Source organism: Deinococcus radiotolerans, from assembly GCF_014647435.1.
Lineage (GTDB): Bacteria > Deinococcota > Deinococci > Deinococcales > Deinococcaceae > Deinococcus > Deinococcus radiotolerans.
This window is the reverse complement of sequence record NZ_BMPE01000020.1, coordinates 36,860-53,733: the sequence shown is the minus strand read 5'-3', so window position 1 is coordinate 53,733 and position 16,874 is coordinate 36,860. Positions and strand designations below refer to the sequence as shown.

The window sequence follows — 16,874 nt, the reverse complement described above, 5'->3', positions numbered from 1 at the left end:
GTCGCGAGTTCGAATCTCGTCTCCCGCTCCATGTATGGCCCCCACCCTACAGGTGGGGGCTTTTTCTTGCATTTTAAGAGGAAGCCGCTATCGAACTAATGGGCAGCGGCTTTCCTCTTGCAGTGCACCCTTACTTGATCTCCACTTCCAAGGGATCAAACGATACGTGCGGATACTGTGGGTTCATCCCTTTCAAAGTGTTCAGGAGGATGCGCGTGATGAGCAGGTTGCGGTACCATTTTCGGTCTGCTGGGATCACGTACCAGGGCGCGGCCGCTGTGCTGGTCGTCAGGGCTGACTCGTACGCTTCGGTGTAGGCGTCCCACTTGGCGCGGGCATCCAGATCGCCGGGATTGAATTTCCAGTGCTTGGTTGGATCCGTCAGGCGGTCCTGGAGGCGCTGTCGTTGCTCATCGGGGCTGACATGCAGGTAGAACTTCAGAATCTGCGTGCCACTGTCCGAGAGGAGGGCCTCGAAGTTCTGGATGTGCTGCAGGCGGGCCTTTGCGGTCTTGTTGTCGATGAGGCCGTCAACGCGCGTAACGAGGACGTCCTCGTAGTGGCTGCGGTTGAACACGCCGACCATGCCTGCGCGGGGGGCCTGCGCGTGAACGCGCCACAGGAAATCATGGGCGCGTTCCTCGTCCGTGGGGACCTTGAAGTTCGAGATGCGCACGCCGTTCGGGTTCAGGGCGCCCAGCACGTGTTTCACCGTGCCGTCCTTGCCGCCGGCGTCGCGGGCCTGCAGGACGATCAGGAGCGACTGCTTGCTCTCGGCGAACAGTCGCTCCTGCCATTCGGCGAGGCCCTCCAGCAGCTCGTCGGTGAGTTCCTTGCCCTCGTCCTTGTTGAGGCCGCCGTCGTCGTCGGCGTGCCAGTCCTTCAGGTGGACGCTCTTGCCGGGCTTGACGCGGTACTGGTCAGGGTTCATGCCCCGGAGCGTACCACCGGCCCCCCCGCGCTCAGCTTGAGGGCTCGTTCAGCAATCTCCTCCCACTCCACGGCCGTCTGGCGGCCCGCGTCGAACTCGGCAGTCAGGGATTCGTGCAGCGCACGCAGACCCGCGTGCTCCTTGCCCAGCTCTGTCCCGGTGTGCTGGCGGATCAGGAAGATCAGGCCTGCCACGCCGCTGTCCTTCGTCAGAGACAGGTCGAGCGGGCGGCCCAGCAGGGCGGGCACGTTGAACGGCGCGTACATCGGCCAGAACTTGTTCAGTCCGTCCGCGTGAATGCCAGCGCGGGTGCGGTGCGCGTCCCGGCCGAACAGCGGGTACTTGGCCGGGACGCCCTGCCCCAGGTCCTCATAGAGGTCGTTCAGGTCGTTTAGCACCGTGAAGTCCGCAGCTCCGGTCAGGCCCAGGCCGCTGAGATGCAGGAGCACGCCTTCCAGCGGGGCGTTGCCGGTCCGTTCCCCCTTGCCCAGCAGCGTGCCGTTGATCGCGGCGCATCCGGCCAGGACCGCCGCGAGGCTGTTCGCCACGACCAGATGCGTGTCGTTGTGCGGGTGGAACTCCAGCGCTTCGGCGCTCAGCCCGGCGGCGCGCAGTTCGCGGATCATGCGCGGTACACTGCGGGGCCATGCCGTTCCCTCCAGCGGGAGGCCGACGCCCATCGTGTCGCACACGCGGAACTTCGGCGTCTGCGAGTCGGGGAACGGCGCGGCGAGGGTCTGCACGGCCTCCACGAACGGCAGGATAAACTCGCGGGGCGCTCGGGTGGCGTCCTCCAGGTGGAGTCTGGGTCGGAGGCCCACGTCCAGCACCGCCTGCACGGCGTCCAGGTACGTGCGTGCTGCCTGGGCGCGGCCGCCGGGCGTGAACTTGTGGAAGGTGTGGTAATCGCTGGCACTGGCGAGCATGCCCGTCTCGCGAACGCCCAGCCCGGCGACCAGGTCGGCGTCCTTGCGGGTGGCGCGGATCCAGGTGGTTGGCTCGACCGGGTGCCCGCCGCGCCAGCGTTCCAGGGCGCCCTCCAGCATGGCGCGGTCGGCGGGACGGTACACGAAGAACTCCGCCTGCCGCAGGGCGCCGCTGCTCCCCGTGAAGCGGCCCATCAGGTCGTAGATGCGCAGGCCAGCTTCCGTGGTCAGGGGCAGGCCGCCCTGCTGGCCATCGCGGTGGGTGGTCTCGGTCGTCCACGCCTGCGCGGGCAGTGACGCGGGCCGTTCGTCGCCGTTCCAGATCACCCTGGGGAAAACGTCTGTGGGGAACGCATCGGGAAAGAGGTCAGGCGTCGGCACATCGCGCACGGCTGGGGTGTCGTGGGTCATGGCTGCACGCTAAACCCGTGTTGTCAATGTGGTCAATCTTGATTCTAGAATCAATGTTAGGCTGGAATGGATGACTGGTCCCCTCACCACCGCGCAGGCCTGTGAGCAATTGGGCGTGAAACCCGCCACGCTGTACGCCTACGTTTCACGCGGGCTGATCCGCAGCGTGCCGGGCCCCGCAGGCACCCGGGAGCGCCGGTACGACGCGGGCGACGTGCAGGCCTTTGCGGGACGGCAGGCCACCCGCCGCGACCCGCAGGCCAGCGTGCAGGCGGCCGTGCAGGGCAGCCTTGACGGGCTGCGCGGCGCTCAGTACGGCGGCGTGACACCCATCCTCGACAGCGCCCTGACCCGCATCGAGAACGGCACCCTGGCCTACCGGGGCGTGGACGCCCGGCACCTCGCTGAGACGGCCAGCGCGGAGGATGTCGCGGCCCTCCTGTGGACGGGTGACCTCAGCGCGCGGCCCACGCTGCCGCTGCGCGCCCGGCTGAACCTCAGCCGCCACCCCCGCGCCGACACGCCCCTGGAAGCCCTGGGCTACGCGCTGACCTACGCGGGCGCGCACGACCCGGACGCGCTTGACACCCGCCCTGAACGCGGCCCCGGGCAGACCGCGCGCATCCTGAGCCTGCTGCACGCCACCGCCGAGCGGCACGCCGGACTACCGCCCGCGCCTGACCTGCCCCTGCACGCCCGGCTGGCCCGCACCTGGGGCCGCCCGGACGGCGCGGACGTGCTGCGCCGCGCCCTGATCCTCCTGGCCGACCATGAACTGAACGTCAGCGCCTTCGCCGCCCGTGTCACCGCCAGCGGCGGCGCCAGCCTCGCCCACTGCACCCTGGCCGCGCTGGGTGCCCTCCAGGGCCCCCGGCACGGCCTGAGCGCGCTGCACGCCCACGAACTCCTGAGCGCCGCCCAGGCGGGTGATGCCCGGGCCGCGCTGCGGGACGCCACCCGCCGCGCCGGGCACACCCCGGGCTTCGGACACGCCCTCTACCCGCACGGCGACCCGCGTGCCCGCGCCCTGCTGGACGCCCTGGAAGCACAGTTCCCGGCACATCCCGTCACGCACGCCACGCACGCGGTCATCCGCGCGCACGGCGGGGACACCGCCGAGGCGCCCAACGTGGATCTGGCGCTGGCCTCGCTGACTCTCACGCTGGGCCGCCCCGCCGCGGACGCCGTGACGCTGTTCGCCCTGGCCCGCGCGGCGGGCTGGCTGGCCCACGCGCTGGAAACCCGCGCCGGGGGGCAGTTCATCCGCCCCCGCGCCCGTTACGTCGGCCCGGCCTAACGCCTGATCTGCGCCATCAGCCGGCGGGCCAGCAGCGGCCGGATGGACGGGGGAAAGCCGCTCAGGCCCGGCACATCGTTCGTTTCCAGCAGGAAGAACTGACCCGCGCGGTCCTCCAGAAAATCTAGGCCCAGGAGGTCCGCGCCCAGGTGGGCCATGGCGGCGCGGGTGTACGCGACCAGCTCGGCCGGGAGGTCCGTGAGGGTGTACTCCTGCGTGTCCCGGTTGGCCTTCCAGGACCCGCTGCGCCGCGCCATGCCCCACACGTCATCCCCCACGGCGAGGCAGCGCAGGTCACGCACGTAATCCACGAAGGGCTCCAGGGTCACGTAGTCGTCCGCGGTCCAGGCAAGATCACGTAGGTCGGGCCAGTCCTCGCGGCGGGCGACCAGCGCCTTGCCGTACCCGGCGTGGTGGTTCCCGACCTTCAGGACGGCCGGGGAGGCGGGTTCGGTGTGGTCCAGCAGGGCGCCGCCCAGCACGATCTCCTGCGGCAGCAGGGGCAGACCAATGGCCTGCATCTCGGCCCGCATGGACAGCCGGTCAAAGCCGCGTTGCAGGGCCGCAGCGGGATTGACGCAGGGCGTGCCCGTCAGGCGGATCAGATCCAGCACCACCCGGTGCCGGGGCTCCGGGCGGATCGCCCCGACGCGCCACAGCACGCCGTCCACGCGGGTGCGGCCCTGCTCGTCCAGCAGGTACAGCGCGTTCCCGCTGACCTGCCACTGCGCGGTCTGAAGTCGGCAGCGGCGAACCTCGGCCTCCGGGAAGTGGTCGGCCCAGTCGCGCTCTCCATTCACGATCACCACAGTCGGACGTGCAGTCATGCCTGAAGCCTAGAGTCTGCCGGGCGCGGTCTGGACCGCAGGTGGGTTACCGGCGGATCAGCGCAAACGCCCGCCCACCGAGCAACGTGATCAGCGCGGCGCTGCCCAGGGCGATCCCCAGCGCCCAGGTGAGGCCGACGTGGTCGGCGACGAAGCCGATGACGGGCGGCCCGAGCAGGAACCCGCCGTACCCGATGGCGGCGACAGCGGCGATGCCGCGCCCGGCCAGGGCGTGCCCGGCGGTGCCGTACATGACCGGAACGACGTTGCTGAGGCCCAGGCCGGACAGCGCGAAACCCAGCGTGGCGGGGACCGGGTCGCGCCAAAGCAGCGCCAGGGCGAGGCCCAGCGCGGTAACAAGCGAGCCGACACGCACGATCTGCTCGTCGCCGAGGCGGGCGCGGCCCAGGTCACCGAACCAGCGGCCCAGGGTCATCGTGGCGACGAATGCGGCGTAGCCCAGACCGGCGGCGCCGCCGGGAACGGTCAGGACGTCGCGGAAGTACAGGGCGGCCCAGTCGTAGTTGGCGCCCTCGGCCAGCATGCCGAGGAAGCACAGCAGGCCCAGCAGCAGCACCGGCAGGCTGAGCAGCGAGCCGGGGGCGGTGGTGGCGGGCTGCCCGTTGTCCTGCGGGTCGGTGTCGGCCGGGTCGGGGATCAGCAGGCGCAGCGTCACGGCGGCCAGGATCAGCGTGGCGGCGACCACCAGGCCCGCGTGCAGGGGGATGGAGACGCGGCCAATCAGGAGGCTGCCCAGGCCCGCGCCGATCAGGCCGCCCAGGCTGAAGTAGGCGTGCAGGCGGCTCATGATGGGGCGGCCCAGGGTGCGTTCGACCGTGACGCCCTGGGCGTTCATGGCGACGTCCATGACGCCGTTCGCGGCGCCCAGCAGGGCCAGCGCCACGATCAGGGTCAGGAGGCTGGGCGCGAAGACGGGCAGCAGCAGGCTGAGGAGGAACAGCACGGTGGAGACGCGGGTGACGGCCGCGCTGCCCCAGCGGGCGATCCAGCGGCCCACGAGGCTCATGCTGGTCACGCCGCCCAGGCCGCTGGCGAGCAGCGCCACGCCGATCTGCGCGGGCGTGAGGTCCAGGCCGTCGCGCACGCCGGGGATGTTCACGGCCCAGGTGGCGAACACGGCGCCGTTCACCATGAAGATGGTGTTCAGGGCGCGGCGGGCGGCTTCCGCGCGGGGCTGGGTGGGTGTGGTGTGGGCGGCGGTGGTGGTCATGGGCGGAACCTCGGGGGAGGGGGGTGGCGTTGAACTCGGAAACTGAAACGATTCAGTTCGGCTGGGTATACGCTACCATTCAGGCATGCCCCCCGCCAAGCCAGCCCCCACCGGGCCGCGCGCCGCCAGCCGCCCCACCCTGCGGGACGTGGCGCGCACGCTGGGCGTCAGCGTCGCCACCGTCAGCAACGCCTACAACCGCCCGGACCAGCTCAGCGAGGACCTGCGGGGGCGCATCCTGGCCGCCGCCCGCGACCTGGGCTACCAGGGCCCCGACCCGCTGGCCCGCAGCCTGCGCCGGGGCCGCACCGGCGTGCTGGGCGTCGTGTACGACGCGCCCCTGGAGTACGCCTTCGCCGACCCGGCCGCCGCGCTGTTCCTGGGCAGCGTCACCCGCGCTGTTCAGGACCGTGACCTGAACGTCCTGCTGCTGGCCGCGCCGCACGACCCGCAGGCCGACGCGACCCTGGCCGTACGCAACGCCAGTGTGGACGGCTTCATCGTGTACTGCGCCGCCGAGGACAGCCCCCTGCTGCGCGCCGTGCTGAGCCGCGCGCTGCCCACCGTGCTGGTCGATCAGGACCCCCAGCCCGGCAGCGCGCACGTGGGCATCGATGACGCCGGGGGCGCGCAGGAGGCCGCCGCGCACCTGCTCGACCTGGGCCACCGGCAGCTGGGCGCCCTGTGCCTGGAACTCGCCGGGGACCGCCACCCCGGCCCGGTGAGCGCCGCGCGCGAAGCGCAGATTGCGTACCGCACCACCGCGCAGCGCATCCGGGGCTACCGCGCCGCTGCCGCCGCCCACCCGGACGCCGCGCTGCACCTCATGGAGGCCGGGCAGAACACCCCCGCCGACGGCGAGGCCCTGACCCTGGACCTGCTGCGCGCCCACCCGGAGGTCACGGGCGTGGTGTGCATGAGTGACGTCCTCGCGCAGGGGGCGCTGCGGGCCGCCGCCACGCTGGGCCTGCGCGTGCCCGGCGACCTCAGCGTGATCGGTTACGACGACCTGCCCAGCTCCGGCGCGCTGAACCTCACCACCGTGTGGCAGCCCACCCCGGACAAGGGCGCGGCGGTCGGGGCGGCCCTCCTGGCCCTGCTGGACGGGCAGGAGGCGGCGCCCGTCACGCTGCCTACCCGGCTGGTCGTGCGCGGCACCACCGCCCCGCCCAGAGGACCGCGCGTGCCCGCCACCTGAAGCGCGCTACCCTGACCCCCATGAAGATTCTGGTCGTGGGCGGCGCGGGGTACATCGGGTCTCACACGGTGCGGCAGCTGCGCCGCGCCGGGCATGAGGTGGTCGTGTTCGACAACCTGTCGAGCGGACACCCCGAGGCCCTCCCCGCCGACGTGCCCCTGGTGCGCGGCGACCTTCTGGACGCGGACGCCGTACGCGCCGCGCTGAACGCCCACCAGCCCGACGCCGTCATCCACTTCGCGGCGCTGATCGAGGTGGGCGAGAGTATGCGCGCCCCGGCCCGCTACTACCGCAACAACGTGGTGGGCAGTCTGAACCTCCTCCAGGCCATCGTGGAGACCCGCAAGATTCCGCTGGTGTTCTCCTCCACGGCCGCCGTGTACGGCACCACCGACCTCGTGCCCATCCCCGAGAACGCCGCCATGCAGCCCGAGAGCGTGTACGGCGAGACGAAACTCATGACCGAGCACATGATCCATGCCTTCCACACCGCGCACGGCCTGCCCTACACCATCCTGCGGTACTTCAACGTGTGCGGCGCCGCGCCCGAGGGTGACATCGGCGAGGCGCACGCCGGCAAGAGCCACCTGATCGAGCTGGCCGCCCTGACCGCCCTGGGCCAGCGCGAGAAGATGCTGATCTTCGGGGACGACTACCCCACCCCGGACGGCACCTGCATCCGCGACTACGTGCACGTGCAGGACCTCGCCGACGCGCACGTCCTGGCCGTCGAAGCCCTGCTGAGCGGGAAGCGCAGCGACGGCACCTTCAACGTCGGCCTGGGCCACGGCTTCAGCGTCAAGGAAGTGCTCGACACCGTGGACGAGGTCGTCGGCACGCCCCTGAACCGCGAACTCGCCCCGCGCCGCGCCGGGGACCCGCCCCGCCTCGTGGCGGACGCCACCCGCATCCGCGAGGAACTCGGCTTCAAGCCGCAGTTCACGGACCTGAAGGACATCGTGCAGACCGCCTGGAACTGGCACAAGGGGCACCCGCACGACTTCAAACAATGAACTGATATGGACTCCGGTTGAAAGGTTTGCAAAACCTTCTAAGCCGAGCAGAGCGAGCAGGAGCGAAACGGGTTCCGGTCACGGAGTTGGCAACCCGGTGTGGTTCCGGGTTGTTGACGAAACAAACGGAATCCGTATGAAGGGTCAGGGGGAGGCGTGCGGCCTCTCCCTGTTTTATGCCTCCGGTTCGGTGCTCAGGCCGGTGATCAGGGCGGTCAGGGCGTCGGGGAGAGCGGTGTCCAGGCTGAGGTGCAGCGCGCCCAGCGGGGAGTCGCGCAGGGCCTCGCGCACGGCGGGGGAGGGGTCACTCATGGGTTGCAGGCCCGCGATGAGCGCCTGGGTGTAGGTGAGCAGGCGGGCGGGGGCGTCGCCGCGCAGGGTGGGCAGCGCGCGCTGGAGCCGGGGCGTGGTGACGGTCAGGTGGGCGGCCACGCGGGTCTTGTGGGCGTGGGCGCGTTCGGCGCTGATGTTGTGTTCCAGGATGCCCGCCAGGAGTGGGATCAGTCGCGCGAGGTCCGGGTGCGCCAGGGTGAGGCTGCTCAGGGTGTGGGCCAGCGTGGCGGGAGTATGGGTGCCGCCCAGGTCGAGGTGACGGTTCAGGTCGCGGAAGAAGTCGTCCAGCAGGTCCTCGTACAGGCTGAGGAAGAGGTCCTCCTTGCTGGGGAAGTACGCGAACAGCGCGGCCTTGGTGAGGTGGACCTGTTCGGCAATGGCGTTCAGGGTGAGGTCGGGGTAGCGGTGGGTGTGCCACAGGGTGCGGGCCGCGGTGAGGATCTGCGCGCGGCGCTCCTGTTTCGCGGCGTCACTGCGGGCGCGCACTTGGGTAACCATGGGTTAATTATAACTGAATGGCTGACGGAGGTGCTTGTGTGGGGTGACGGCTGATGACTCTTGACAGACTGACCACGGGTAACTAATCTCTAGTTACCGGCGGTTGCTTAAGTATTCCGCCAGAGGAGCCCCCATGACCCAGCCCACCTCCACGAACCGGCCTGCCCCCAGTACCGCCCTGATCACCGGCGCCAGCAGCGGCATCGGCGAACAGATCGCGCACGAACTCGCCGCGCGCGGCAGCCACCTCATCCTCGTCGCCCGCAGCGAAGGGCCCTTGAACGCCCTGGCCGACACCCTCCGCGCCCGGCACGGCGTGCAGGTCCACGTCCTCCCGCAGGACCTCACCCGGCCCCACGCCGCCCGCGACCTCCTAACGCGCACCCAGAGGCTGAACCTGAACGTGGATATCCTCGTGAACAACGCGGGCTTCGCCGACTACGGCGAATTCACTGAACTGGACGTCCAGAAGCAGCTCGACATGATCCAGGTGAACATCACCGCCCTGACCGAACTCACGCACGCGTACCTGCCCGGCATGCGCGCCCGTGGCCGGGGCCGCGTGCTGAACATCGCCAGCACCGCCGCGTTCCTCCCGGGGCCCCTGATGGCCGTGTACTACGCCACCAAGGCCTATGTCCTGAGCTTCAGCGAGGCCCTGCACGAGGAACTGCGCGGCACTGGCGTCAGCGTCACCGCCGCCTGCCCCGGCCCGGTCGAGACCGGCTTCCAGGCCGCCGCGAACATGGGCGGCAGCCGCCTGCTGCGCGATCAGCTGACCCGCGCCGCGATCCTCCCCGCCCGCGAGGTCGCCGCGCAGGCCGTGACCGCCATGCTGCGCGGCGAGGCCGTCCACGTGATCGGCACGGTCAACCGCCTCCAGACCCTGCTGCCCCGCCTGCTGCCGCGCCGCGCGCTGCCCCCCCTGATCCGCCGGGTGCAGGGCCAGCACTGACCCGCGTACAGTGAGGCCATGCCCACCCGCATCCTGCTGTTCGACGCGGCAGGTCAGGACTGCGCCGTCGAACCTGGCGACCTGCCCGGCACCCTGACCCGGCTCGGACCCCACCAGCTGCTGTGGGTGGACGTGCAGGCCGACACCGCACAGGACCGCCGCGAGCAGCTGGCCGCCCTGAACCTCGACGCGCCCACCCACGCGTGGCTGGACGCGACCGGGCCGCACCCGGCCCTGCACCGCCACGAGCAGGCCGTGCACCTGCGCGTGAACAGCCTCGAAAAGGGCGCGCACCACTACCACGCGTCCCCCGTCGTGTTCGTGGCCGGGCGGAACGTCGTGTACACCGCGCACGACGGCCCGGCCAGCTTCCTGGAGAGCTTCCGGAACCGCTTGGACGCCGACACGAAACTGGGTCAGCTGGACGCCGCCGCGTTCCTGGCCGTGGTGCTCGCGCATCACGTCGAGGGCTTCCACCAGCCCCTCTCACCCATCGAGGACAACATCGACCGGCTGGACGAACTGATCCTGCAAGAACCCCGCCGGGAACGGCGCCACCTGGAGACCCTGGTGGGCCTGCGGCGGCGCGTGAGCGAACTGCGCCGCCTGCTCACCGCGCACCGCCCGGTGTACGTGGCCCTCGCCAGTCCGGACTTCACGGTGTTCGACCACGACGAGCCCGAGGTGCGGCTGGAAAAACTCCTGCGCGCCTTCGAGCACACCCAGGAGGCCGTCAGTCACACCCGCGAGGCGGTCCTGGGCACCTTCGACCTCCTGATGAGTTCCACCGGGCAGCGCACCAACGAGGTGATGCGCGTCCTGACGGTCGTGACCGTCACGCTGGGCATCGTCGCGGCGGTGGCCGGGCTGATGGGCATGAACTTCCAGGCGGACGTCTTCAAGGCGGGCAATACGGGATTCCGGGACGTGCTGCTCGGCAGCGGCCTGCTGATCGTGCTGGTGGTTGCGCTGGGCCGCTGGCGCGGCTGGCTGTAACGAGGGTGCCGTGCGCCGCCAGCGATCACCCCGCCCCCGGACGGTGATCGGGGGCGGGGCGTGGCCCGGTCAGAGACCCTTCAGTACGTGGTGGCTTCCAGCTTGCCCAGCGTCACGCCGGCGCTGTTCGCGGTGAGGGTCACGGTCTTTGTGCCCGCGCCCACCCCGGCGAAGTCCACGGGGACCGTCTGCCCCACGCCGATGGACAGCGGGACGCTGGTGCCGTTGAAGGTCACTGTGAACGCGCTGGAACTGGCGCTGCTGGCGTTCGTGATCAGTAGGCGCACGTTCTGGGTGGCACTCAGGCTCAGGTCGTACGAACGGCTGCTGGCGATGGCGCCCACGCTGGTGGTGACCACGCCCGGCACGGCGGTCGCGCCGGACGCCGTGGTGACGCTCAGGTCGGCTGTGAACGCACCCGCGTTCCTGGCCCCGTCCCGGGCGCGCACCTTGAAGGTGTACGCCGTGCCCGCATTCAGGCCGCTGATGGTCGCGCCCGTGCCGGTCACGGTGGTCTTCAGGGCGCCGTTCTGGTACACCTCGTAGCTGCTCACGCCGCAGTTGTCGCTGGCCGCGCCCCAGGCCAGGTTCACGCTGGAGGCCGTGTTCGAGGGGCTGCTGAGCGCCCCGGGCGTGCCGGGCGCCGTCGTGTCCGCGCCGCACGGGTCGCTGGGCGCGCTGAGGTTCGTGCCGCTGATTGCCCCCAGGGTCACGCTGTCGCTCTTGGCAGTGACCGTGATGGTCTTCGCGCCGGTGCCCACGTTCGGGAAGTCCGCGATCACGGCCTTGCCGGCGTCGACCGCCAGATCGTAGTTCGTGCCGTTGAACGCCACGTTGATCAGGCGGCTGTTCAGGCTGCTGGTGCTGGTCACGGACAGGCGGTACGTGCCAGCCGAGGTGACGTTCACGGGGAACGATTTGCTGCTGCCATTCGCAATGGCGCCGCCGCTGGTCGTCACGGTGCCCGGCAGGGTTGCGGCGGTGCTGGCCGCCTGGGTCGTGACACTCAGGTCCGGCGTGAAGCTGCCCACGTTCCCGGCGGCGTCCCGGGCGCGCACCTTGAAGGTGTACGCCGTGCTGGCGTTCAGGCCGCTGATGGTGGCGCCGGTGCCACTCACGGTGGTCTTCAGGGCGCCGTTCTGGTACACCTCGTAGCTGTTCACGCCGCAGTTGTCGCTGGCCGCACCCCAGGACAGCGTGACGCTGCTGCTCGTGACGCCGCTGCTACTCAGCGTGCCGGGCACGCCGGGCGCGGTCGTGTCCGCACTGCACGTGGGCGGGGTGGTCACGCCCCCCTGCGAGGACACCACCTGCCCGGACGGGACGCCCAGGGTCTTCCCGTCCGAGAACGTGACCGTGATGGCGGCCGCCGTGGGGTTGAAGGCCACGTACGTGCGGGCGCTGCCCTTCCTGAACACCGCGTAGTTCGGCACGTTCGCCGTGACGCCCGTGTCCACCTGACCCATGGCGTTGAGGCTGTGCAGGTACTGGTATGTGTGCGCCTTCGTCTCGCCGTCCTCGGGGGTGTACGCGCCGCTGCCGAACTTCGCCAGGGCGCCCGCCGCGTCGTAGAACGCGTACGCGCTCCAGAAGATGTCCTTCCAGGAGTTCGGCTCGCGGCCCAGGAAGTCGTAGTTCGTCTTCAGGTACGCCGGGTTGCGGCCCAGGTACGCGCTGGCCGCCGTGATGGGCAGCAGGTTGATGCCCTGAATGGCTTCCTTCTCCCCGCTGAACCACGTTGAGTACGCGCCGCCTTCGCCCCAGACCATGCCCACGGCTGGTTTGCCGAAGGCCGCGGGGAACACCTGGCCGCTCTGGTTGAACCAGTACTGCTCGATGGCGGTCGTCTCCGTGGCGTACAGGTAGATGCCCAGGTCCCGCACGGCGCTGTTGCCCGTCACCGAGCCCCAGTTCACCAGCGCCGCGGCGAAGTTCATGTCCTCGCTGCTGGACTCCTGGTTGTTCCCGGCGGCGAAGCCGGCGTGCCCGGCCGCCCAGGAGTGCCCGGCGTAGGGGTCGAAGTTCCGGATGCGGGGGAACTGAGAGGTGGTGGCCGTCCAGTTCGCGGCGTCCATGACCAGGTCGTTGATGCTGGCCCCCCAGGTGCGGCCCTGCGGGGTGGTGCCGCCGACCCAGCCGGGCCGGTACTGCGCCAGGGTCGCGGCGGCCTTGATGAAGTACCCCCAGTGGAAGTGGTGGTCGTTCAGTTCCTCCTCGCTGCCGTAGCCCTGCGGGTAGCCGATCAGGGTGCCCCACGCGGCGTTGTACGCGAAGTAGTTGCTGCCCTGACCGTCCAGCCAGTCCTGCAAAGTGCGCTGAATGGCGTCCAGGAACGCCGTCTGCGCCGCGCTGTTGCCCACCTGCCCGGCCAGCGGCACGAGTTCGGCCAGTTTCCCCAGGCCCTTGCCGACCCAGTAGGAGTCCCCGGTGGGGTTCAGGGTGACGCTGGTGTTCGCCTCGTTCACGTACGCGGCCAGCTGCGCCCTGCTCAGGGTGTTTGCCGCGCCGTTGTCCGGGAAGTAGGGCAGCACGCCCTGGAACTTCTGGGTGGTCGTGAAGCTGCTGACACCTTTGGCGACCTTCATCTGGCCGCGCGGCGACACGTATGTGTAGCTGGTGTTCACGCTGCCTGAGTTCATCCACTGGTGCGGGTACAGGGCCATGACCGACCCGCTGCCCGCGCCCTCCCTGGCGGTGGTGGTCAGGGCGTACGTGCTGGTCAGGGTGGCGCTGGCGGCGTTGTACGCCCAGCTGACCTGGCTGCCGGTCACGAAGTTGTACGCGTACGTCCTGAAGTCGTTCAGGGTGGCGACCGTGTTGTCGGGCAGGGCCGCAACCGAGTAGTAGTCCTTCCCGGCCAGGCTGCTGGTCGCGACCGTGCCGCTGACCGTCCAGGTGGCGCCCGTCGGCGCGAACAGGCCGTAGTGGTGGCCGTTCACGGTGACGCCCAGCACGCTCCCCTGGTTGGACCAGACGGTGGGCGTGGCGATGAACGTCACCTGCGCGTTCCCGCCCGCCCTGGTGGCGTACACGAAGGGCAGGCCGTGCCCGAAGGTGGCTTTCAGGCTGCGGGTGCCGTCACTCCAGGCGGCGGTGGTCGTCCAGTCGCCCCAGTCGTCGGTCTTCGTGTCGGGCGAGTTCAGGCCGCTCACGCCCAGCGTGAAGTCCGGCGCGAAGGGGTACTGGTATTTCTCCAGGCCCGGCGCGCCCACGATCTGCATGGCGGTGGGGTAGCCGATCTCCAGCCCGCCTGCCGCGGCGTGCAGCGCGAGGGGGTGGGCGAACATGTTCTCGCTGTACGCGTTCCCGGCGTTACGTTTGAAGATGATGGATGACCAGAATTCGTTCGTGGGGGGCTTGCCCTTCGCGGCGGCGTTCGCGGTCCAGGCGGGGGTCAGCAGGGCGCCGCTGGTGTTCGTGGGGCCGCCCTTGCTGCCCGGAGGGGCGCTGGTGCCGTAATCCAGCGTGCCCAGGGTGGGCGGTGCAGCGGCGGCGCGGGCCGGGTCGGGTGCGCGGCCGCAGGCGCTCAGGAGGGCGGTCAGGCACAGCAGGGCGGGCAGGGGAGAACGGACGTGTGACATCGTGAACCTCCAGACGGGCGCGCGGGGCAGGCCGTCAGTAAGAAAACGTTTGCAGATCGAGTGGAGACGGATGGACACGGCGGCGCCACGCAGGCCCGTCCGGATGCGGTCAGGGGGAGCGGGCGAACCGCACGGATTCCCGCACACTCAGCGTGATGGGCAGCTGCGGCAGCGCCACCGGGGCGTCCGGGTCATTCAGGCGCGACAGCAGGTGCCCGGCCGCCCGCGCCCCCATCTCCCGCGCGGGGTGATGCACGGTCGTCAGGGGCGGCAGCGTGAACTGCGACGCAGGCAGGTCATCGAAGCCCACCAGTGACACGTCGTCCGGTACGCGCATGCCGCGCCGGTACAGGCCCAGCTGCACCCCGTACGCCATCTGATCGTTCGCCGCGAACACCGCCGAGAAGTGCGCCGCGCGGCCCAGCCAGTGCTCGACGGCCAGGATGCCGCTCGCCTCGTTGAAGTCCCCCTCGAACACCAGCGCCGGGTCGAACGGCACGCCCGCCTCGGCCAGCGCCAGCCGGTAGCCTTCCAGGCGGTCCACCGCGTCCCGCTGCGACGGAATGCCCGCCACATGAGCAATCCGCCGGTGCCCCAGCTGAAGCAGGTGCGTGGTGGCCAGGAACGCGCCCTGCACGTTGTCCACGCTCAGGCAGGCATCCTCCAGGCCCGGCACCTGCCGCCCCACCACGACCAGCGGCACCCGGGCGTGCAGGTCCCGCAGCTGCCGAGCGTCCAGGCGGCCCCCCAGCACGATCACGGCGTCCACCTGCCGTCGCGTCAGCGCGGTGATCGCGGCCGCCTCGTCCTGGATCTCCCAGTGGCCGTTCACGAAGATCGGCTGGTACCCGCTGCCCGCCAGCCCCACGTCAATCCCGCGGGAGACCTCGCTGTAGAACGGACTGGCGATGTCCTGCGTCAGGACGCCCACGGTCATGGTGCGGCCGCGCACGAGGCCCTGCGCGGCGGCGTTCGGTTCGTAGCCCAGGCGATGCGTGGCGTCCAGCACGCGCTGGCGCTTGTCCGGCGCGACGGGCACCTGTCCGTTCAGGGCGCGGGAGACCGTGCTGATCGACACGCCGGCCTCGCGCGCAATGTCTCTGATGGTGACGTTCCGGGTCATGACGTGAGGACTCCTCCGGGCAGGATACGGTGCGGGCCGCCTGAACCGCTCGGGTGCGGGGCGAACCGGCTGAACTGTGGGCTGTGCCCAGAGCGTACCTGCTTCTGAAAACGTTGTCAAATCCGGTGCCCTCCACCCCCGCCAGATGGCGCAGGCACGCCGCCCCGGATTCCCGTAGGCTGCCCCTGTGACCACACAACCCGACCTCCGCGCCCACATCGAACGCGGCCTTAGCGACCTCGCCGACCTCGTCGCCATTCCCAGCGTCTCCGCGCAGGGCCGCCACCTCCCCGACGCCGCCCACGCCGTCCAGACCCTGCTGGAGGCCGAGGGCTTCACCGTCCGCCAGTACCCCGGACAGGTCGCCCCCATCCTGCTCGCCGAGGCCGGAGAAGGCCCCTTCACGCTGCTGATCTACAACCACTACGACGTGCAGCCCGAGGACCCCGCAGACCTGTGGGACACCCCACCCTTCACCCTCACCGAACGGGACGGCCGCCTCTACGGCCGCGGCGCCAGCGACGACAAGGGCGAACTCGTCTCCCGCCTCGCCGGCCTGCGCGCCCTCAAGGAGCAGCGCGGCGGCACGCTGCCCCTGAAGGTCAAGTGGCTCATCGAGGGAGAAGAGGAGGTCGGCAGCCCCAGCCTCGAAGCCTTCATTGAGGCACACGCCGCCGAACTGAAAGCCGACGGCGTCTGGTGGGAATTCGGCAGCGTCACCCCCGAGGGCCGCCCCGTGCTGTACGCGGGCCTGAAAGGCATCGTCTGCGTGGAACTGCGCTGCCGCGTCGCCGCCAGCGACCTGCACAGCAGCAACGGCGCCGTCGTGGACAACCCCCTCTGGCGCCTGGCCGCCGCCGTCGCCTCCTTACGCGGCCCCGACGGCACCGTCCTGATCCCCGGCTTCCACGACGACGTCCGCCCCCCCAGCCAGGCCGATCTGGACGCCATCGCCGCCCTCCCCGGCACTGGCGAGGCGCTGCGGGGCACCTACGACGTGACCCGCACCCTGGGGGACAGCAGCGAGTACCACACCCGCCTGAACCTCAAACCCGTCGTGAACGTCAACGGTTTCCACGGCGGGTACGAGGGCCAGGGCAGCAAGACCGTCCTCCCCGCTTCAGGCATGGTGAAACTCGACTTCCGCCTCGTGCCCGACCAGCGCCCGGAGCGCATCGTGGAACTCCTGCGCGCCCACCTCGACACGCAGGGCTTCAGCGACATCGAGATCATCGAGCTGGAGAGCCACCAGCACCCCGCCCGCAGTGATCTGAACCACCCCTTCGTGAAAACCGCCGTACAGGTCGCCCGCGACGTCCACGGCCAGGAACCCATCCTCAACCCCAGCAGCGGCGGCAGCGGCCCCATGCACCCCTTCATGCAGCACGTCGGCGCGCCCGTCGTTGCACTGGGCATCGGCAACGTCGGCGGCCGCGTCCACGCCCCCAACGAGAACATCCTGCGGCGCGACTTCGAGAACGGCGTCCGCTACGCCGCCGCGCTCATGGCCGCCCTGGCCGACGCCTAACGGCAGGGGCGGGGCGGGCGTACAGT

13 protein-coding genes are annotated in these 16,874 nt (G+C 70.4%); 6 read left to right on the top strand and 7 right to left on the bottom strand.

The features are described from left to right. Window positions 1-130 precede the first annotated feature (130 nt). Window positions 131-931, bottom strand: coding sequence for a polyphosphate kinase 2 family protein (locus IEY63_RS18865; protein ID WP_189070544.1), 801 nt, complete (start codon window positions 929-931; stop codon window positions 131-133). Further along, entirely contained in the window at window positions 928-2,268 is a 1,341-nt protein-coding gene (locus tag IEY63_RS18860; RefSeq protein ID WP_189070543.1) for a hydroxymethylglutaryl-CoA lyase-like TIM-barrel protein, read from the bottom strand. Before IEY63_RS18860 ends, IEY63_RS18865 begins: the two co-directional genes overlap by 4 nt. Before the next feature lie 70 nt (window positions 2,269-2,338). On the opposite strand from IEY63_RS18860, the gene IEY63_RS18855 reads away from it, so the two are divergent. After that, the gene (locus IEY63_RS18855; protein WP_189070542.1) at window positions 2,339-3,565 is read left to right on the top strand and encodes a citrate/2-methylcitrate synthase; all 1,227 of its coding nucleotides are present in this window, start codon (window positions 2,339-2,341) and stop codon (window positions 3,563-3,565) included. Here IEY63_RS18855 and IEY63_RS18850 read toward each other — a convergent pair. Further along, on the bottom strand, window positions 3,562-4,392 hold the full coding sequence (locus IEY63_RS18850) for an ATP-grasp domain-containing protein (RefSeq protein WP_189070541.1): 831 nt from the start codon (window positions 4,390-4,392) through the stop codon (window positions 3,562-3,564). The genes IEY63_RS18855 and IEY63_RS18850 overlap by 4 nt on opposite strands. Window positions 4,393-4,438: 46 nt before the next feature. Beyond that, the gene (locus IEY63_RS18845) at window positions 4,439-5,623 is read right to left on the bottom strand and encodes an MFS transporter (protein ID WP_189070540.1); all 1,185 of its coding nucleotides are present in this window, start codon (window positions 5,621-5,623) and stop codon (window positions 4,439-4,441) included. Between the two features lie 85 nt (window positions 5,624-5,708). Here IEY63_RS18845 and IEY63_RS18840 point away from each other — a divergent pair, with 85 nt between their 5' ends. Then, entirely contained in the window at window positions 5,709-6,821 is a 1,113-nt protein-coding gene (locus IEY63_RS18840) for a LacI family DNA-binding transcriptional regulator (protein WP_189070539.1), read from the top strand. Between the two features lie 20 nt (window positions 6,822-6,841). After that, window positions 6,842-7,834: a UDP-glucose 4-epimerase GalE gene (gene galE / locus IEY63_RS18835; protein WP_189070538.1), complete on the top strand. Its 993-nt coding sequence runs from the start codon at window positions 6,842-6,844 to the stop codon at window positions 7,832-7,834. 174 nt (window positions 7,835-8,008) lie between these two features. On the opposite strand, the gene IEY63_RS18830 is transcribed toward galE, so the two are convergent. After that, window positions 8,009-8,665: a TetR/AcrR family transcriptional regulator gene (locus tag IEY63_RS18830; protein ID WP_189070537.1), complete on the bottom strand. Its 657-nt coding sequence runs from the start codon at window positions 8,663-8,665 to the stop codon at window positions 8,009-8,011. 133 nt (window positions 8,666-8,798) lie between these two features. Between IEY63_RS18830 and IEY63_RS18825 the strand changes: the two genes are divergently transcribed. Then, on the top strand, window positions 8,799-9,620 hold the full coding sequence (locus tag IEY63_RS18825) for an SDR family NAD(P)-dependent oxidoreductase (protein WP_189070536.1): 822 nt from the start codon (window positions 8,799-8,801) through the stop codon (window positions 9,618-9,620). An 18-nt stretch (window positions 9,621-9,638) separates the two neighbouring features. Beyond that, window positions 9,639-10,616, top strand: a complete 978-nt coding sequence (locus tag IEY63_RS18820) for a magnesium transporter CorA family protein (protein ID WP_189070535.1) — start codon at window positions 9,639-9,641, stop codon at window positions 10,614-10,616. Window positions 10,617-10,696: 80 nt separating this feature from the next. Here IEY63_RS18820 and IEY63_RS18815 read toward each other — a convergent pair whose 3' ends face one another. Together IEY63_RS18815 and IEY63_RS18810 are read right to left on the bottom strand one after the other, a co-directional pair. Next, complete coding sequence (locus IEY63_RS18815; protein WP_189070534.1) at window positions 10,697-14,197, bottom strand: glycosyl hydrolase; 3,501 nt, start codon at window positions 14,195-14,197, stop codon at window positions 10,697-10,699. A 109-nt stretch (window positions 14,198-14,306) separates the two neighbouring features. Beyond that, complete coding sequence (locus IEY63_RS18810; RefSeq protein WP_189070533.1) at window positions 14,307-15,320, bottom strand: LacI family DNA-binding transcriptional regulator; 1,014 nt, start codon at window positions 15,318-15,320, stop codon at window positions 14,307-14,309. A 187-nt stretch (window positions 15,321-15,507) separates the two neighbouring features. Between IEY63_RS18810 and IEY63_RS18805 the strand changes: the two genes are divergently transcribed. Further along, window positions 15,508-16,848, top strand: coding sequence for a M20/M25/M40 family metallo-hydrolase (locus IEY63_RS18805; protein ID WP_189070532.1), 1,341 nt, complete (start codon window positions 15,508-15,510; stop codon window positions 16,846-16,848). Window positions 16,849-16,874 lie beyond the last annotated feature (26 nt).